This window comes from Providencia sp. PROV141 (assembly GCF_028481645.1).
In the GTDB taxonomy this organism is placed as follows: domain Bacteria; phylum Pseudomonadota; class Gammaproteobacteria; order Enterobacterales; family Enterobacteriaceae; genus Providencia; species Providencia rettgeri.
Window position 1 is genome coordinate 116,256 of record NZ_JAMPPR010000024.1, and the last position, 18,401, is coordinate 134,656.

14 protein-coding genes are annotated in these 18,401 nt (G+C 39.5%); 8 read left to right on the plus strand and 6 right to left on the minus strand.

The window, feature by feature from the left end:
- Nucleotides 1-53 precede the first annotated feature (53 nt).
- Nucleotides 54-2,615 (plus strand): fimbria/pilus outer membrane usher protein, encoded by a 2,562-nt coding sequence (locus tag PSF09_RS16500; RefSeq protein WP_272684182.1) that lies wholly within the window; start codon nt 54-56, stop codon nt 2,613-2,615.
- A 68-nt stretch (nt 2,616-2,683) separates the two neighbouring features.
- On the opposite strand, the gene PSF09_RS16505 is transcribed toward PSF09_RS16500, so the two are convergent.
- Nucleotides 2,684-3,883 carry a hypothetical protein gene (locus tag PSF09_RS16505; protein ID WP_272666225.1) on the minus strand — a complete coding sequence of 400 codons (1,200 nt, stop codon included), beginning with the start codon at nt 3,881-3,883 and terminating at the stop codon, nt 2,684-2,686.
- Nucleotides 3,884-4,126: 243 nt separating this feature from the next.
- Nucleotides 4,127-6,961 (minus strand): excinuclease ABC subunit UvrA, encoded by a 2,835-nt coding sequence (gene uvrA / locus PSF09_RS16510; RefSeq protein WP_272666224.1) that lies wholly within the window; start codon nt 6,959-6,961, stop codon nt 4,127-4,129.
- Nucleotides 6,962-7,604: 643 nt separating this feature from the next.
- On the opposite strand from uvrA, the gene PSF09_RS16515 reads away from it, so the two are divergent.
- Nucleotides 7,605-8,126 carry a single-stranded DNA-binding protein gene (locus PSF09_RS16515; RefSeq protein ID WP_109912589.1) on the plus strand — a complete coding sequence of 174 codons (522 nt, stop codon included), beginning with the start codon at nt 7,605-7,607 and terminating at the stop codon, nt 8,124-8,126.
- Nucleotides 8,127-8,401: 275 nt separating this feature from the next.
- Here the strand turns inward: PSF09_RS16515 and PSF09_RS16520 are convergent, their stop codons facing one another.
- Together PSF09_RS16520 and PSF09_RS16525 are read right to left on the minus strand one after the other, a co-directional pair.
- On the minus strand, nt 8,402-8,809 hold the full coding sequence (locus tag PSF09_RS16520; protein WP_117163030.1) for a helix-turn-helix domain-containing protein: 408 nt from the start codon (nt 8,807-8,809) through the stop codon (nt 8,402-8,404).
- Nucleotides 8,810-9,051: 242 nt separating this feature from the next.
- Nucleotides 9,052-10,224: an MFS transporter gene (locus PSF09_RS16525; RefSeq protein WP_272684183.1), complete on the minus strand. Its 1,173-nt coding sequence runs from the start codon at nt 10,222-10,224 to the stop codon at nt 9,052-9,054.
- A 333-nt stretch (nt 10,225-10,557) separates the two neighbouring features.
- On the opposite strand from PSF09_RS16525, the gene ivbL reads away from it, so the two are divergent.
- The 4 genes from ivbL (at nt 10,558) to PSF09_RS16545 (ending at nt 13,591) form a co-directional block, all read left to right on the plus strand.
- Nucleotides 10,558-10,647, plus strand: a complete 90-nt coding sequence (gene ivbL, locus PSF09_RS16530) for an ilvB operon leader peptide IvbL (protein WP_109912586.1) — start codon at nt 10,558-10,560, stop codon at nt 10,645-10,647.
- A gap of 102 nt (nt 10,648-10,749) precedes the next feature.
- The gene (gene ilvB / locus PSF09_RS16535) at nt 10,750-12,447 is read left to right on the plus strand and encodes an acetolactate synthase large subunit (RefSeq protein ID WP_272666288.1); all 1,698 of its coding nucleotides are present in this window, start codon (nt 10,750-10,752) and stop codon (nt 12,445-12,447) included.
- A gap of 2 nt (nt 12,448-12,449) precedes the next feature.
- Complete coding sequence (gene ilvN / locus PSF09_RS16540; protein WP_070927583.1) at nt 12,450-12,734, plus strand: acetolactate synthase small subunit; 285 nt, start codon at nt 12,450-12,452, stop codon at nt 12,732-12,734.
- A gap of 194 nt (nt 12,735-12,928) precedes the next feature.
- On the plus strand, nt 12,929-13,591 hold the full coding sequence (locus PSF09_RS16545) for a hypothetical protein (protein ID WP_272684184.1): 663 nt from the start codon (nt 12,929-12,931) through the stop codon (nt 13,589-13,591).
- Here PSF09_RS16545 and PSF09_RS16550 read toward each other — a convergent pair.
- Entirely contained in the window at nt 13,588-14,145 is a 558-nt protein-coding gene (locus PSF09_RS16550; protein ID WP_109912583.1) for a helix-turn-helix domain-containing protein, read from the minus strand. The genes PSF09_RS16545 and PSF09_RS16550 overlap by 4 nt on opposite strands.
- A 211-nt stretch (nt 14,146-14,356) precedes the next feature.
- On the opposite strand from PSF09_RS16550, the gene PSF09_RS16555 reads away from it, so the two are divergent.
- Together PSF09_RS16555 and PSF09_RS16560 are read left to right on the plus strand one after the other, a co-directional pair.
- Nucleotides 14,357-15,109, plus strand: a complete 753-nt coding sequence (locus PSF09_RS16555) for a sulfite exporter TauE/SafE family protein (RefSeq protein WP_210835810.1) — start codon at nt 14,357-14,359, stop codon at nt 15,107-15,109.
- A gap of 94 nt (nt 15,110-15,203) precedes the next feature.
- Complete coding sequence (locus PSF09_RS16560; protein ID WP_140172661.1) at nt 15,204-16,487, plus strand: MFS transporter; 1,284 nt, start codon at nt 15,204-15,206, stop codon at nt 16,485-16,487.
- Between the two features lie 46 nt (nt 16,488-16,533).
- Here the strand turns inward: PSF09_RS16560 and PSF09_RS16565 are convergent, their stop codons facing one another.
- Nucleotides 16,534-18,222, minus strand: coding sequence for a hypothetical protein (locus PSF09_RS16565; protein ID WP_272666220.1), 1,689 nt, complete (start codon nt 18,220-18,222; stop codon nt 16,534-16,536).
- Nucleotides 18,223-18,401 lie beyond the last annotated feature (179 nt).

Below are 18,401 nucleotides of genomic sequence, written 5' to 3' on the forward strand. Positions count from 1 at the left end.
TTACTGTTATTTTGTCTATGACTCAGCAGAACAGCACAGGCGATGAACTTATCATGAAGTTACCTTATTTTAAAATTGGCTTACTGCCTTCATTAGTTTTATTGCCTTTTATGAGTCAAGGTGATGAATATTTTGATCCGAATTTACTCAATGAACAGCTTGGTATTGATGCCAGTGATATCAACCTAAGCCAGTTTACAAAAAATAACAGCACCCCTACAGGGGAATATACTTTGCAGGTTTTCGTTAACCAGCAACCTAAAGGTGAACATCGCCTTAACTTTATTATTAATAAGCATGATGTTGTAGTCCCCGAACTAACGATTGAATTGTTGTCTTCTCTCGGTGTGAAAATTGATGCTATTTCTAAATTACGAGGGTTGCCTAAAGATTATATTATTACGGAACTACCTGATTTTATTGAAGATGCAAGTGTCGATACACATTTATCAACACTAAGTGTCAATATCAGTATTCCACAAATTGCGATGGATAATACCGCAGAAGGCTATATTCCCAATGAACTTCTTGATGATGGTATTACGGCATTAAAAACAAATTATATGATAACAGGTAACCATTCAACGAATGAGCAGTTTTCATCAGGAAAGCAAAAGAACGATAATTTATTTATTAATCTAAATAATGGTTTTAACGTTGGTGCATGGCGACTTCGTTCAAATTTTTCTCATACCGTTAATCGTCAGTATGGTAATGGTACTCGCCATAATCAAACGAGAAGCCACTTTTCAAATACAGCGGTCTCTCGAAATTTGTATAGCATGCGTTCTGAATTATTGGTTGGTGAAAGCAGTACTCGTGGTGAGCTATTTAACTCGATCCCTTTTAAAGGGGTTCAATTAAGCTCTAACGATCAAATGCTGCCAAGTAGTCTCCGTGGTTTTGCTCCTGATATCACAGGGATTGCTCAATCAAATGCCCAAATTACCGTACGTCAAAATGGTTATGTTATTTATCAAACCTACGTATCTCCTGGGCCTTTTAGTATCCAAGACCTTGCAACAGGTAGTAATTCGGGGGCATTAGATGTCACCGTAAAGGAAGAAGATGGTTCTGAGCGGACATTTACGGTGGCCTTTTCGTCTTTGCCGATTATGCAGCGCCCTGGCGGATGGCAATATGAACTCACAACAGGTCGCTATGATGGTGGTGTAACTGTTGGGTCAAAAGAGTCTGATTTTCTTCTGGCTAGTGGTATCTATGGCTTGCCAAATGATATTACGATTTATGGGGGAGTGATTGCAGCACAAGACTATTGGTCAGGTGTTTCTGGGATTGGGTTTTCAATGGGAGATATCGGTGCTATTTCTGCTGATATTACCCATGCTCAGGCAACGTTAGATCAACAAACTCACCAAGCACAGGCCTATCGTGTGCGCTACGCAAAAAATATTGTAGCCACGAATACCTCAATTGATTTATCTGGAACACATTATACCTCGAAAGATTATTATACTTTCAATAATTTTAATAATTATAACTATCGATATGTTGATGATGTTGCACCTTGGACGGGGATACAGGAACGTCGACAATATTCGGCCTCAATCTCGCAACCGCTGGGAAACTATGGCAACCTATATTTTTCTGGAAGTCGTAATGAATATTGGAATGATGAACAGAATGTCACTCAAGTTTCAGCGGGTTACAATACCAGTATTAAAGGGGTCTCATACGGTATCAATTACAGCATTGATAGAACTAAAAATAGCGAGCAATGGCCAGAAAATCGCCAAATAAGTTTTAACCTCAGTATCCCTTTTAGTTTATTTTCGAATTCACCAGCGGCCCGTAACATTAGCAGCACTTACTCTATTAGCCACGATAATAACGGTAAAACAATTCAGCAAGCAGGTGTTAGTGGGAGCTTATTAGATTCAAAACTGACTTATGGCGTTTCACAAAGCTGGGGTAACCAAAACCAACGTAGTTCAGGCAGCCTTTACACTAACTATGCAGGCTCAAAAGGAACCGTTTCTGCAGGGTATAATTATTCAAATAGTTATAATTCTGTAAATGCGGGAATTAATGGCGGAATGGTCATTTATTCGGGAGGGTTATTATTTGGTCGTAGTATGAGTGATAGCTTTGCTATTGTCGAAGCTGAAGGTGCTGAAGGAACCCATCTAGCGATAGGGAGTACGCAAATCAATGCTCAAGGCCAGGCAATTTATCCTTATCTCTCTGAATATTCAAAAAATAGTGTCGGTTTAGATGTCAACTCTCTTCCTGATGATGTGACACTAACACAAACATCGAAAAATATTTATCCAACCTCAGGCGCTATTGTTAAAGTGAAATTTGATACCCGTATAGGTTATCAGGCTATTATTCAACTAAATGATGATAATGGGATCATTCCATTTGGAGCAGTTGCCACATTAGTGGATGATTCTGTAACAGAGGAAAATACAGGGTTAGTCGGGGATGACGGCCAATTGTATATGAGTGGATTGCCAAACTCGGGAGTGTTGCGCATTCAATGGGGAATGCAAAATAAACAATCATGCGATGTGCATTTCAGTGATTTGCAAAATATAACGCCAACCCCAGATAATCCCATCAGGACACTTTCTCTAAATTGTGTTCGTTAATATAAAAAATAAAAAGACGTGCATTAACATTAGCACGTCTTCTCATCTATTTAGTCACGTCATGAAAACTAACTTTTAATAAAAAATTCTAGATCTGCTTTACCTTGATACTCCCCACTTGGTACCTCCGGTGTTCTACACAATGCCCAAGAAATATCAAACAACATCGCTTTTTGGGTGTTTTTTACACCAAGATCGACTTCCTCACCGTGGAAACTCATTAATTGTGAATTGGTGGAATCATTACAGTTTAAGGATGCAGATTTCCCTGATTCATAAATGCGACCAATAACCCAAGGTAAAACCTCTGACTTAACGGTGGTATCAACAGGTTTTAAGAGTAATTTTTTGGGATTACTTGCATCAAAATCGGTGTCTTTTGCTTTTGCTATCATTCTGACACTGTCCTGTTTACTACCATTACAGGTTATTGTGAGTGAAGATTTATGTAATGATTGCATTTCATCTGAGAAAGAGTGTTTAATTTGGCTGTTAGTGAGATTACTGACTTCGCAATAGCGCAATATAGTAATATCCGCATCAATATTTAAGCGGATGGCGCTTTTTGCTGCATTAATATATCCACTGGTCATAAAATACAATGGAACTTTATTACTGTATTGCATCTTACCTGAAGGTAAATTGCTATCAACATACAGTAATTGGGGACGTGAAACAGATAATGTTAGGTTTTTATGACCACCTTTAGGGACAGAGTTATAGCTGTCTGATGGATGAAAACAGGCACCAGTGACCCCAGGTTTCGGGATATGGCTGAGTTTCGAGCTATTATCTCGGGTAAAAAAGGTACCATGGTATGCAGGTTCTAACCGGTTAGAATATTTACTAATAATTAAATCATAATCGAGTTGCGGAACCACATATGCATTTACTCCCCCTTCATTATTGACGAGTGGGGCACCATAAGTATTAGCAATCATATAAGGAATTTTAGCAAAGCCGGATAAGTCACATTGTGATTGGTTATTACTGATACCTAACAAGGGGATGGTTTCTAGCCAGTATTTTTTTTCTACATTATCAAAAATAGGTTCGGCATCTAAGACGGTATCTCCAGTTAACGTTCCTTGCACTTCTTGTGCGAACCGATCTGATAAAGTTAGATCAATGACGCCATGTAATTTTAGTGTCGCGGTACCAACAACGGCTGACTCAGATGAAAGAGATACCCCTAACATACCAACAAATAACATAGCGATGAGGCTCGATCGCGTATAAGTGTTTTTTTTATGTATGTTTGTGTTCATCGCTATTGTCATATCCTGACCACATAAAAGAAAAGGAGACTTAGTACTTCATAGATACTAATCTACAATGAAAGAAGTATTTCGTATAATATACGTTGTTTTAATTTCTTCGTCATAGAAATTGCTAAGATAAATAGAATGTCGAGGTTTCGGCGATAATTTGCTCGTTATTGCTGCGAAACTTGAGTGAATATCGATAAAGTAAAGGGAAAGCAATATCGGCTTTCCCTTATGTTTTGTTGATTAATAGCCGCGTTCTAAAATTGTTTTCAAGAACCTTGCAGTGTGCGATTTTTCACACTCAGCGACTTCTTCTGGTGTGCCAGCAATTAAAATTTCACCGCCACCACTACCACCTTCTGGGCCTAAATCGACAATCCAGTCCGCTGTCTTAATGACATCAAGGTTGTGCTCAATCACCACAATGGTATTTCCTTGATCACGAAGCTGATGTAAAACAACTAAAAGTTGTTGGATATCAGCAAAATGCAGACCTGTTGTTGGTTCATCCAAAATATAGATAGTTTGGCCTGTTCCGCGTTTAGACAACTCTTTAGCTAATTTCACACGTTGTGCCTCACCCCCTGATAGAGTTGTGGCTGACTGACCGAGACGGATATAGGATAAACCAACGTCCATCAAAGTTTGTAGCTTGCGGGCAAGGGCAGGTACAGCATCAAAGAATTCACGAGACTCTTCGATAGTCATATCCAGAACTTCATGGATATTTTTACCTTTATATTTAATCTCTAAAGTTTCACGGTTATAGCGTTTACCTTTACATTGGTCACAAGGGACATACACATCAGGTAAGAAGTGCATTTCAACCTTGATGACTCCATCACCTTGACAAGCCTCACAACGGCCACCTTTTACGTTAAAGCTAAAACGTCCTGGGTTATAACCGCGAGTCCGAGATTCAGGTACACCAGCAAATAACTCACGCACAGGTGTAAACACACCAGTATAGGTGGCAGGGTTCGAACGTGGTGTCCGGCCTATTGGGCTCTGGTCAATATCAATCACTTTATCAAAGTGCTCTAAGCCTTCGACATCCAAATAAGGCGCGGGTGTGATGGTGGTCGCGCCATTTAATTGGCGTTGAGCAATAGGGAACAACGTGTCGTTTATTAAGGTCGATTTACCGGAACCCGATACACCCGTAATACAAGTAAATAACCCAACTGGGACTTTTAATGTCACATTTTTCAGGTTGTTACCTTTTGCCCCAAACACGGTCAGCATTTTATCTTTATTAATTGGAACGCGTTTTTGCGGGATGTCAATTCTGCGCTCACCACTTAAAAATTTACCTGTGAGTGAATCTGGGTTTGCGACAATATCTTCCAATGTTCCTTGGGCAACAATTTGCCCGCCATGCACCCCAGCACCAGGGCCGATATCAATCACATGGTCTGCGGCGCGGATCGCGTCTTCGTCATGTTCAACCACGATCACGGTATTTCCTAGATCGCGTAGGTGGATCAATGTTTCAAGTAATCGGTCATTATCACGTTGGTGTAAGCCAATTGATGGTTCATCAAGGACATACATCACGCCCACTAAACCTGCACCAATTTGGCTTGCTAAACGGATGCGTTGTGCTTCACCACCGGACAAGGTGTCGGCAGAGCGTGATAGGGTCAGATAATTAAGCCCAACATTGACGAGAAACTTCAGGCGATCGCTAATTTCTTTTAAGACTTTTTCTGCGATTTGAGCACGCTGGCCAGTGAGTTTTAGGTTTTGGAAAAACTCCATTGCGTGGCCAATGCTGTAATCTGCGATTTCCGGCAAAGTCGTATTTTCAACAAAGACAAATCGCGCTTCTTTACGTAAGCGTGTTCCATGGCAAGAGACACATGGACGGTTACTGATATATTTCGCTAATTCTTCACGGACAGCCGTTGATTCCGTTTCTTTATAGCGGCGCTCCATATTATTGAGTACGCCTTCAAAAGGGTGTCGGCGTACAGTGATATCGCCACGGTCATTACGGTATTTAAACTCAATCGTTTCTTTGCCTGAACCATATAAAATAATTTTTTGGATAGCGGGGCTCAGGGTGTCGTAAGGTGCTTCCACATCAAATTTATAATGCTCAGCTAATGACATCAGCATTTGAAAATAATAAAAGTTACGGCGATCCCAACCCCGAATTGCGCCACCGGCAAGTGAGATTTCGGTATTTTGGATGACTCTTTCGGGATCAAAAAACTGCTGGACACCTAAGCCATCACAGCTTGGACAGGCTCCAGCTGGGTTGTTAAAAGAAAATAGGCGAGGTTCAAGTTCTACCATACTATAGCCGCAAACGGAGCAGGCAAAATTTGCTGAAAAAACCAGCTCTTCTGCGTTTGTGTCATCCATATCCGCGACAATTGCGGTACCACCAGATAGTTCTAGTGCGGTTTCAAAAGATTCGGCTAAACGCTGAGCAATATCATCACGAATTTTGAAACGGTCAACAATGACTTCAATTGTATGTTTTTTTTGTAATTCAAGCGTTGGTGGGTCTGATAGATCGCAAACTTCCCCATCAATTCGGGCGCGGATATAGCCTTGGCTGGCCAAGTTATCGAGTAACTTAACATGCTCCCCTTTACGTTCTTTAACGACAGGAGCAAGTAGCATCATTCGACGATCGGTGGGCTGAGCCAAAACATTATCGACCATCTGGCTAACCGTTTGAGCCGCAAGCGGTATGTCGTGATCAGGGCAGCGAGGTTCACCAACACGGGCAAATAATAATCGCAGATAGTCATGAATTTCTGTGATGGTTCCGACCGTCGAACGTGGGTTATGTGAAGTGGATTTTTGTTCAATTGAAATAGCAGGAGATAACCCTTCAATATGATCGACATCCGGTTTTTCCATTAAAGAAAGAAACTGGCGGGCATAAGCAGATAAAGATTCAACATAACGGCGCTGACCCTCTGCATACAGGGTATCAAAAGCTAAAGATGATTTCCCTGAACCAGATAACCCAGTAATAACAATGAGTTTGTCGCGAGGGATGATGAGATTAATGTTTTTCAGATTATGCGTACGTGCGCCGCGGACTTCGATATTATCCATTTACCACTTCCCGGATGATTTGATATTGAACAATCGCAAGAGACTATTATCACATATTTATGGCTGAATGGATATACAGTGGTTGTCATATTTTCCTGCATGTCATATTTTCCTACTCGTCATATTTCAATCCACAGCGGGTTGGCTGCGCTCAGCGACGTAGGTCACATACTTATGTACGCTCCCTGCGATATCTTTGCTTTATTTTTACTCGTCATATTTCAAACCGTGGCGGTGTTGGCTACTCTCAGCTACGTAGGTCACATACTTTTGTATGCTCCCTACGATATCTTCGTTTGCCGCCTAGCCACAGCTTGAACTATTTAGAGTAAGATTTTAATGGTGAAACAGAAAAACAGAAAAACAGAAAAACAGAAAAACAGAAAAACAGAAAAACAGAAAAACAGAAAAACAGAAAAACAGAAAAACAGAAAAACAGCGATCTGAATTTATCGAAAAGATAGATACGGTGTGAACTATTTTGTGTCTATACTGAAAATTGGCACGGTAGCGTTTCACCAAAAGTTGGAAAGCGTTTCGCAAGAACGCTCAGTAGTTTCAATTTCGTGGTGCAAAAAAGCGAGGTCGTGGTAAACTTCACGGCTAATCCAGAGATTAAAATTCAATGCATCAGGAGTAATAAATGGCCAGCAGAGGCGTAAATAAAGTAATTCTTATCGGTAACCTAGGACAAGATCCAGAAATCCGTTATATGCCTAACGGCGGAGCTGTGGCGAACCTGACTCTGGCAACTTCTGAAAGTTGGCGTGACAAGCAAACCGGTGAGATGCGTGAAAAAACCGAATGGCACCGAGTCGTTATTTTCGGCAAACTTGCTGAAGTAGCAGGTGAATACCTAAAAAAAGGTTCACAAGTCTATATCGAAGGTTCTCTGCAAACACGTAAATGGCAAGATCAAAGCGGTCAAGATCGTTATACGACAGAAGTTGTTGTGAATATCGGTGGCTCAATGCAAATGTTAGGTGGCCGTGGCGGTGATGCACCATCACAAGGTCAAGGCGGTCAAGGTGGTTGGGGCCAACCACAGCAGCCTCAAGCAGCACAACAATTCAGTGGTGGTGGAGCGCCAGCCGCACGCCCATCAGCACCTGCACCACAAACCAATGAACCACCAATGGATTTTGATGACGATATTCCATTCTAATCAGTAAGACTTAGAATGTATAAATAAAATAAAGGCTTCCTTGTGAAGCCTTTATTTTTAATAAATATAAATAATCTATATCTAGAAAATATTTTTTTTTATTGGAATGATAAAACAAATAAAGAACTGGAACATTAAGAGTTTATTAATTTTAAATTAAGAATTTCTTAAATAAATAAAAAATAGAAAAAGCCCCAGTAATTAACTTACATGGGGCTTTGTATTGGTAGTGTTATTAAAAAAGGAAATATAAATTTTATTTTCATATTAGCGTGTCAAGCTACTTTAGGTTCCAGTAGTAATGGGTCATTTTGGCTTTCACCGGACAGGCGGTAGATTGACGGTGACGTACCTAAATAAGCTCTAAATCGCTTTGCAAAAGATTGCTGGGAGTCAAATTGGTATTTCAATGCAATATCAATAACTTGAAGTTCGGTGGAGCATAGGTCTTTAGCGGCTTCACAGATCCTCCTTCGGCGAATATATTCACCTAAAGGCATACCAACAACTTTTCTAAATACTCTTTGTAAATGCCATTTTGTATATCCTGATTTTAGTGCAATATCATCAAGTAATAGACGACTGGTTAAGTTCATTTCAATCCAAACTAATATTTCATTAACAACTGTAGATTGAAATTCTGTGTACTTCCCATTATAGGGAACAGGGATTTCTTTATACATAATATCTTCCTATTAGTTACTTTTTAATCTTATCCCTCATTCAGTCATTATCCAATAAATAAATAGTAAACGAAGTTGAATACAGTTTGTTAATTGGCAAAACAGACAAAATACCGATTTTTAATTAGTTTATAGCCAGTGGAGTTTATCTTAAGGAGATATATTCATCATGATATCGATTAACAATAGATGAAACTATTATGCCCTCTGAATATAAAACCATCGTACAGTGATATCACTTTTCATTGGTGTTTGGGGATATATTTTTTTAGCTTCCAAAAACTAATTAAAATTGTAGCGGAAATGATTACAGATAGAACATTCATCATCTGCCAACCGAGAGTGAAGAAAAGAACGCCTGCTCCTAAACTGCCTATTCCACCGAAAAAATAGATAAGAAAATCAGTCATGCCTTGTACTTTAGCTCGCTCATGCATTTCATATGTATGAGGTAGTAGGTTGGTGGTACTGATTAAAAGCAAATTCCACGCAACACCCACAAATATACCCGCCAACAAATAATTGTAAAAATGGTTACCTAGCAGGTTCATAGTCGCTGATAAAATTAACAGTACGATACCGCAGTAAATAATGCGTTTTGCCCCTAAATGATGAATTAATGTTCCAGTGAAAAATGACGGTGCAAACATACCTAATACATGAAATTGAAATACTATCGCAATCGAGGAAAAGGCGAAGTCATGTTGTTTCATAGATAACGGTATCGAGGCAAAAGTGAAAACCACAATGGCATACCCTGCTGCACTAACAATAGCGATTAATTTTAAAATAGGTTGTGAATACAATGCACTGTAGTTGCGTTTGACTAACGCTTCATCCGATGGCGTTTTCACTATTTTCTTTAAAGGCACAACGAGTAATAGAATAAATGCGATCACATAAATGGCAGCTAACGTGATGAACGGCCCTGCAAACGGGTATTCTGTAAAAAACCGTTGGGTGGTAATGGCTAATGTTGGTCCAATTAAAGCCGCGGCAATGCCTCCGCTCATAACAAGGCCAATAGCTTTTGCTCGCAAAGAAACTGGTGCTTCTTCAATTGCGGCAAAACGAAATTGTTGCGCAGTACCAATAGCAATCCCAGTGAAAAACAGCCCGATGGAAAAATACACTAAATGACTTTCTATCACACCAAGAATAGAGAAGCCTGCACCGATTAACCCACCGATATTACCAATAATAAAGCCCACTCTTCTCGAATATTTTTGCATTAAAAATGCGATCGGAATAGTTGCTAAGATTAAGCCAACGTACTGGCTTACCAGTGGAATAGTTGCATAAGTTGGGTTGGTAGCCAGTTTTTCGCCAATAACTACTGCTACAGAAAGGACAATTGCATTTCCTGTGATAAATAATGCAAGTGTGATGGTTAACCACCAAACGGATTTTGGCATATATCCCTCTGTCTATTAAGTAAAAATCAATTGGTTATATTTCTTACATTGAGGGAATAATCCCTCTGAATGGTGCAAAGGATACAACTTAAAGTTGACTTTAAGTCAAGGTCTGTGATGGTATTTTAAGTAGTGATTAATGCTATATTTTTTTATTTTAATAGATAATATTGCTGTTACTTCAATGTGTGATGAGTGTCTCAATTACTATCCCTTTGGGATAAAACAAGAAAAAATGATTGTCATGCTGGGAAATTTATGTTTTCTTAATAAAAGACACTGAAAAACAATAATCAATAAATTAGACAGACTAAATAGGAAGAACCCGTGAACATGACGACTAATCACTTAAACCTACTACTAACCGCGCCACGTGCCGCGGTGGTCGTGCGTGTGGTGGTGGTCGTGGGCTTAGCGCCGTAACGGGTACAAATCACGCAGATTTAGAAACCCCGCCGGCGCAAACCGAGCGGGGTTTTTTATCACCTCTCGCTCGGATCCGCAGGCTAGCAAAGGATAATTATGATGAGCGAATCGGGCACCACAACACCACATAAAACCCGCTTTACGGGTGCAGAATTAATCGTACATTTACTGGAAAAACACGGTATTACCATCGTTTCTGGCATTCCAGGTGGAGCGGCTTTACCCTTTTATGACGCATTAGGTCAAAGCCAGAAAATCCGCCACATACTGGCTCGCCATGAGCAAGGTGCCGGTTTTATTGCTCAGGGAATTGCACGTACCACGGGGAAGGCCGCGGTTTGTATCTCTTCAAGTGGACCTGGGGCAACTAACTTAGTAACTGCTATTGCTGATGCAAAACTGGATTCTATCCCGCTGGTTTGTATTACGGCTCAAGTTTCTTCGTCAATGATTGGTACAGATGCCTTTCAAGAGGTTGATACCTATGGTATTTCGATTCCAGTAACAAAACATAATTATTTGGTTCGTAATATCAATGAATTGCCACAAGTGATTTGTGATGCTTTTCGTATTGCAGAGTCAGGCCGCCCTGGGCCTGTTTGGATTGATATTCCAAAAGATGTGCAAACTGCCACAATTGAACTAACTGAAATACCAGAAGTATTACCGAAAGATAAAGCACCCGCATTTGATATGGAAAAAGTTCTGCAAGCGGCTGAAATGATTAATAACGCAAAACGCCCTGTGCTGTATTTTGGTGGTGGGGTAATTAGTTCTGATTCGACAGAAACAGCGATCGCTTTTGCGGAAAAGGCTTCATTACCGACAACCATGACATTAATGGCACTTGGCACTCTTCCGATGAGGCATCCGTTATATTTAGGGATGCTAGGTATGCATGCTGCCGCAAGTACTAATATGATCATGGAAGAATCGGATCTATTGATTGTGATTGGTGCACGGTTTGATGATAGGGCAATAGGTAAAGCAGAGAAATTTTGTCCTAACGCGAAAATCATCCATGTGGATATTGATAAAGCAGAAATCAGCAAAATTAAGCGTCCAGATATCGCTATTCATGCAGATGCAGGGCAAATATTGGAATTATTATTGCCTTTAGTAGAACGCAATGCACGCACAGATTGGATGGCGCAAGTGAATCAATTAAAAGAGCAATATCCATTGAATTTTAGCGAGGCTGATAACCCGCTGAACCATTATGGCTTAGTTCTGTCTACGGCACGTGCGGCAGGTGAAGATGCAATTGTAACAACGGATGTTGGGCAGCACCAAATGTGGGCGGCTCAAGCATACCCTCTGTCTCGACCTCGTCAATGGCTGACATCAGGCGGGTTAGGTACCATGGGCTTTGGGCTACCAGCGGCCATTGGTGCAGCGTTGGCAAAACCCGAAAAAACCATTGTGTGTTTTTCCGGTGATGGCAGTTTGATGATGAATATTCAAGAGCTGGCAACGGCAGCGGAGCACCAATTGAATATCAAAATTATTTTAATGAATAACCAAGCGTTAGGGATGGTACATCAACAACAAGATTTATTTTTTGAAAACCGCATATTTGCTGCAGCTTATCCGTATCAAACCGATTTTATCAAGATTGCGGCAGGGTTTGGCTTGCAAACTTGCGATTTAAATAATGAAGCAGATCCAGAAATGGCATTAGAAGCGATAATGAATACCAAAGGTCCATGTTTGATCCATGCCTTGATTGATGTGAATCAGAAGGTATATCCAATGGTTCCACCAGGTGCAGCTAACATTGATATGATTGGAGCGTAATTATGGTATTTGAACATCATCCGATTGCTTTAGAGCTAATTGTTCGTAATCACCCCGGTGTAATGTCACATATTTGTGGTTTATTTGCGCGCAGAGCATTTAATGTTGATGGCATTCTATGTATGCCAATTAAAGATAAAGATGAAAGCCGTATATGGCTATTAGTACAAAAAGATGAGCGTTTGTCGCAAATGATTAACCAAGTTGAAAAATTAGAAGATGTTCGGGAAGTACGCTTTAGTGATGATTTGCGTCTTTTCGAAACAATGCAAAATTATTTGCAGTAATTCTGAGGCAAATTTTATGACCTAATAGCCCATACATAACAGTATGGGCTATTTTCTTTTATGTTTAATCATAGCGATAATGAGGGTTTCTTAAAGCGAACAAAAATGATATAAGTTCAGTTGCTGAATAATGATTTTTTGAATACATTACAGTTTTGTATTTGGTAAATTGAATAATAAACAGGTATAAATTTATGCAAAACAACATCTATTTGTCGGACACTTATCTATGTGAAATTGAAACGGACTTACTGGCGCAAGGGAATGATGATGAAGGTTATTGGGTGGCTCTAAAAGACAATATTTTCCACCCACAAGGTGGTGGGCAGCCCATGGATACAGCTTGGGTGAATGATATTTCTGTTCGTATTAAGAAACTATCGAGTGGCTTAATTGTAGGATACCTACCTGAAGGCGTTACTTTTAGCCAAGAAAATAATGTGGTTGCAAGGGTAGATAAGGAAAAACGTCAGCGTTACGCCGTGCTACATACCGCAGGTCATTTGCTGAATTGGGAATTACGTCGCTTTGGCTGGCTGGCACAAAAAGGCCATCATTTTCCTGATGAATCTCGAGTAGAATTTAGCATGATGGAAGGTGATGTCACTCCTTTTGATAAACTTGATAGCCAATATATCGAAGATATTGTTAACCAAAGCATTCGCAGTGGACGGCCCGTTACAATAAAGCAAAAGGGTGATTTGCGGATCAGTTACATCGACCAAACTGAAGAAATGCCTTGTGGTGGAACGCATGTTTCTTCACTAGATAATATTCAGCATTTTTCAATTAAGTCGATGAAATTTAAAAAGGGAACGTTGCGCATTAGTTATGATGCACAACATGCCATAATTTAAACACTATCACTAAGATGAGAGTATGTCATGACGACGGTGGCTTGGAGCTCCCCTTCCATGCATAGATAACTGTGTGGGAAATCACCACTGAAAGCATAGAAATCCCCCGCCTCCAAGAGGATATTTTGGTCGTTATGCAACCGCAACATGAGTGAGCCAGAATTCACCATAATGTGTTCGTGAGTTCCACTCATATGGGCGGGGCTATTAATGATAGCGCCTCGTTTCATGGTTAATTGCCAGATTTCAGAGATATTTCCCATGCTAATGCGAAACTTAAACTGTTGTGAATACTCTTTTTCACTAGGAGTGGCTTTAAGCAAGTAGGGATAAGCTTCATGTTGCCGTGTAAACAGATCGCTTAGTGGGAAGCGCAGAGCAATGGCGATCGACTCTAATGTGTCGATGCGTGGATTTGAATCACCAGATTCCAGTTTGGATAAAGCGGCTTTCGAGATTCCTGATAAACGAGATAGTTCGTTAAGCGAGAGATCCCTTGCTTGCCTAAGTAACCGAATTTTCTGCCCTATTTTTAAATTAATTTTTTTATCCACAATGTGTTTTTACCTGAATTTTAATTTATTGTGCTAGTTCTGTATCACTCAGAGAAGTAAATTATACACTCTTAGTTGTATATTGTATTTAAAGCGGCTATTTTGTTTTTTGATATAGATTTGAAATTTAAAACCCTACAAAAATAAAACTATTTTATGTATTTGAAAAAATCTATAGTGAGGACGTTAAAAAACTTCTGGAGTTAAGGTCATGCCGTTTGAATTGTTATCACCAGAAATGGCGATTTGTTTCTCGACATTGCTGTTTGCTTATTTGGTTTTTGGCATGGCGGGGTTTGGTTCTGCTCTTATTGCAACTCCTGTATTAGCCATGTATTTGCCGTTAAACATGATTGTTCCAATTCTTGCGCTAATAGATCTAACCGCGGCAGTTTTAAATTTACTTAAAGATGGTAAAAATGCAGATTATCAGGAAATTAAATGGATAATTCCATTAATGATAGCTGGTAGTTTAGTGGGTGCTGCAATTTTATTAAAAACTCGTCCCGATATACTCGTATTATTACTTGGGTTATTTGTTGTTGGTTATGTATTACATGCTTTCTTTTCTAAAAAATCAAAATCACCTTTTTCAAAAGCGTTGGTTATCCCATTTAGTTTAGTGGGTGGTGTTTTTAGTGCTTTATTTGGTAGTGGTGGTTTTATCTATGCCATGTATTTATCTAGCCGAATTGAAGACAAACAACGTTTTCGTATCACTCAAATGACGTTAATTGGCTTTAGCACGCTGACTCGAGTAGTGATATTTTTAGTTATGGGTGTGTATCTCAACCTAGATATTTTATTGATTGCTTTAGCATTTTCCCCTGCCATGTTAATTGGTACATGGGCTGGTCGGCATATAACATTAAAAATTTCACGTGAAAGTTTTTTAAAAGTTATTAATGTCATAATTTTATTATCAGGTATTGTGCTGCTTTATCGATATTTTTTCGTTCTTTAAGTATTTAGAATATTAAAAATAGTTTTATAAAGATAAATAGCAGAATATATGAGTCGTGTTACAATCACCACGAACATTATTAGTTTTACTAGTAATGATGCGGTTTTTTATTTTTCATAATAATCTATTTTATGGAGTTAAAATCTGTTTTTTTGCTAAAAAGAAACGGGTTAATTTCAACATGAGCTCTGATAATCAGCGTTTACAAAATTTTCGTCGTTCCCCATCTTTTGCTATTTTTACCATCACCATGAGTATTGCTGTCATTGGTATCGTTATTGGGCTAAGTATTCCAATGGTGGCTCTTAGACTAAATAATTATGGTTTCAATGAGTTGTATATAGGCATTATTTCGGCGGCTCCTGCATTAGGTATGTTTTTAATTGCCCCTGTGGTTCAACGTATTGTGCGTTGGTCAGGTAAGCGAAAGGCAATGCTATTGGCAACCCTCGTTTCTGCCATTAGCTTATTGCCATTATTGAGCACGTTACCACTTTGGCTGTTATTTCCATTACGGTTAGTTACGGGGCTAGCGAGTGGCGTGATGATTTGTTTGGGAGAAACGTGGATTAATGAATTATCCCCTGAAAATAAACGGGGTCGGATTTTAGCAATCTATACCACTGTCTTCACAGTAAGTCAGCTACTTGGGCCTTCATTCATTGCTTATTATGGTGTGGAAGATAAATCGCCTTTATTGATTTGTACGTTGATCCATTTAATCTCTGTAGTGCTATTTATTTTAATGGATCAAAAAGTCGGTGACCGTTTAGCTGAAAATGCCGCGAAATCTAATTTTTCAATTATTCAATTTGTAAAAATTGCACCGGGTATTTGTGGTGGAATTTTATTTTTTGCTTTTTTTGACGGAACCATTTTATCGATGTTCCCAATTTATGGCATGGGAATGGGGCATACAGAGGCGGTTGCTGCATTAATGATTAGCGCCATCCTTGCTGGCGATGCCATTATGCAGTTACCTTTTGGTTGGCTTGCCGACCATATGAATAGAGAAAAACTGTACCGAATTTGCGGCATTATCACACTCGCAGCTAGCTTATTATTACCCTTCCTTATTACTCAACCTTATCTAATTTGGGTGCTGCTATTTATCTTAGGGGCGACGGCAGGGGCAATTTATACGATTGCTTTGGTACAAATCGGCCAATATTTCAAAGGGAATGAATTGATCATCGCTAATGCAGCGGCGGCCATGCTATGGGGAATTGGTAATTTATCAGGACCATTACTGGCGGGAGTGGCGACTTCAATCTCACCAGTGGGCTTACCGGTGCTATTGGTTCTATCTGTGGCAGTATTTTTATGGTTCACACGAGAAAAATATAGCGCTCAAATGGTTGAACAAGTCAGCCCATAAAGCGCATTTGTGGTGCTCTACTTAAGTTAGCGAGCACCATAAATACTTACTCAATAACTTTATACACAACAAGGTTTTCTCGGAATTCATCTGGCCGATGATTGTGCCAGAATAATTCCATGCCTTGCGGTGCAGGTTGGATTGTTTTCGAGAGTACAATTAACCAGCGGCATTGTTCAGGTTTTTCAAAGCGGTCTTGGCGTTGGTGTAATACGCCAGTGTAATAGTAGAGCATCGGTGCTTCAGACTCGCCAATATTATCAGAAGCCATACAATCGTTTTTTGTAAACTGGCCTGCTAAATGCTGGTTTAAATCGACAAAAACTCCTTCGAAACCTTTTGCGTAGTCTATCCACCCCAAAAATAAGGTTAAAATTATCCCCCAAACGGCACATAGGCCTAATAACCAATTTTTCATCATGTGAAAGGCCGGTGAAATAAAGTTTGGAATAATTTTATTGCGTAAAAACCACACTAATGTAATCAACAGACCACTGATAAATGCAATGGAAGAAAAGGGCATTTGGTAGCTCATGGGAAGCCAGCGGCTAAATGGCGCTAGCCATTCTTGTTGATGACCAGCCAAGGTGATGAAATAGCAGAGCCATAAAAACAGAATGAGTACAGACCATAAAACAGCCGCAAAGCGAGCGATACCATTAAGAATTTTTTCAGGGAAATTGAGTAGTGTTTGGGTTCCTAAAATGGCCATGGGTGCAATAAAAGGCAGTAAATATAGCGCGCGACCAGATGCTGAAATCTGTAAAAAAACGATACCTAATAAAGGAAATAGCGCCAACAAAAACTCGTTTGAATTAAATAAACGCTTAATAGGGTGCCTTAGAAAGTAAGCGACAGCCAGTAGGCCGGAAGGAAAGGCAAATAAAGATACTGCCGCTGGAATCCGAGTTAAATTAGCTTTTGCCCCTAATTTTTCAACCGAAAAGCCAAAGAAGCGGCCGATATTGTTTTCCCAAAACCACACGAGAAATAAATCAGGATGCTGAAGATACAGTTGGATAGGCCAAGGTAAAATGGCGATAAGCGCGATTAACCCCGCCGTTAAACTGTATAGCCAAAACCGCTTAGTTCGGCATTGAGTAAGAAAAATAGGTGATAAAAATAGACAAATCCAGAGAACGCCAGGAATGAAAACGCCTTTTGACAACATGGTGACGATGGTTCCAATAGACAACCAAAGTGTAGACATGTGCATTTTTTGTTGTTGTATCAGCCCCAATAACCCATACAAGCCAATAGTTGTTCCTGCCATTAGTGCAACGTCGGTAAACATATCATGGCTATGCCTGATAATACCGGGAGCACAGGCATACAGTGCAAAAGCGACCCAAATCCGAGTATCAGTGAAGTCTGTGGCTTGGAAAAAGCGACGCGCCAAAAGGATAAAAAATGAAAAATTGATAACCGAAAAAATTAAGCTTGCACTACGGGCTGCATCATAAAGTGGCATAAAGCTTGAAAATAAATGAGAGGAAATCGCAGCAACCCAATAATAAAGCGGGGGTTTTTCCATAAATGGTTCACCCGCATTTGTGGGAACTAACCATTTACCAGTTTCATACATAGTTTGAATAATACCAAAACTATAATTTTCATCTTGCTTCCAAGGGCTATGACTATATATTCCCGGTAATAAATACAGAGCAAGAAAACTAATGAAAAGTAGTAAAATACTCCGCTGTAATATGATTAATGGTGCATTCTTATTTGACATTTTAATACGTTTTATGTGTTTTTTACTTGATTAAATTGAAACTATAACTGCGATTGATAATAATTGAGTTTATATACTTAAATATATATTTACTCAGCGAATGATGTTTTTTTTAATGAAAAACAATAAGAAATGGATTTTTAGCCACATTTTTAACAGACGCATATTACCACCAGTAA

Bases quoted from the DNA above. Each gene is read 5' to 3' on its own strand.
- PSF09_RS16500 (WP_272684182.1), top strand. From the start codon at position 54: ATGAAGTTACCTTATTTTAAAATTGGCTTACTGCCTTCATTAGTTTTA.
- PSF09_RS16505 (WP_272666225.1), bottom strand. From the start codon at position 3,883: ATGAACACAAACATACATAAAAAAAACACTTATACGCGATCGAGCCTC.
- uvrA (WP_272666224.1), bottom strand. From the start codon at position 6,961: ATGGATAATATCGAAGTCCGCGGCGCACGTACGCATAATCTGAAAAAC.
- PSF09_RS16515 (WP_109912589.1), top strand. From the start codon at position 7,605: ATGGCCAGCAGAGGCGTAAATAAAGTAATTCTTATCGGTAACCTAGGA.
- PSF09_RS16520 (WP_117163030.1), bottom strand. From the start codon at position 8,809: ATGTATAAAGAAATCCCTGTTCCCTATAATGGGAAGTACACAGAATTT.
- PSF09_RS16525 (WP_272684183.1), bottom strand. From the start codon at position 10,224: ATGCCAAAATCCGTTTGGTGGTTAACCATCACACTTGCATTATTTATC.
- ivbL (WP_109912586.1), top strand. From the start codon at position 10,558: ATGACGACTAATCACTTAAACCTACTACTAACCGCGCCACGTGCCGCG.
- ilvB (WP_272666288.1), top strand. From the start codon at position 10,750: ATGAGCGAATCGGGCACCACAACACCACATAAAACCCGCTTTACGGGT.
- ilvN (WP_070927583.1), top strand. From the start codon at position 12,450: ATGGTATTTGAACATCATCCGATTGCTTTAGAGCTAATTGTTCGTAAT.
- PSF09_RS16545 (WP_272684184.1), top strand. From the start codon at position 12,929: ATGCAAAACAACATCTATTTGTCGGACACTTATCTATGTGAAATTGAA.
- PSF09_RS16555 (WP_210835810.1), top strand. From the start codon at position 14,357: ATGCCGTTTGAATTGTTATCACCAGAAATGGCGATTTGTTTCTCGACA.
- PSF09_RS16560 (WP_140172661.1), top strand. From the start codon at position 15,204: ATGATGCGGTTTTTTATTTTTCATAATAATCTATTTTATGGAGTTAAA.
- PSF09_RS16565 (WP_272666220.1), bottom strand. From the start codon at position 18,222: ATGTCAAATAAGAATGCACCATTAATCATATTACAGCGGAGTATTTTA.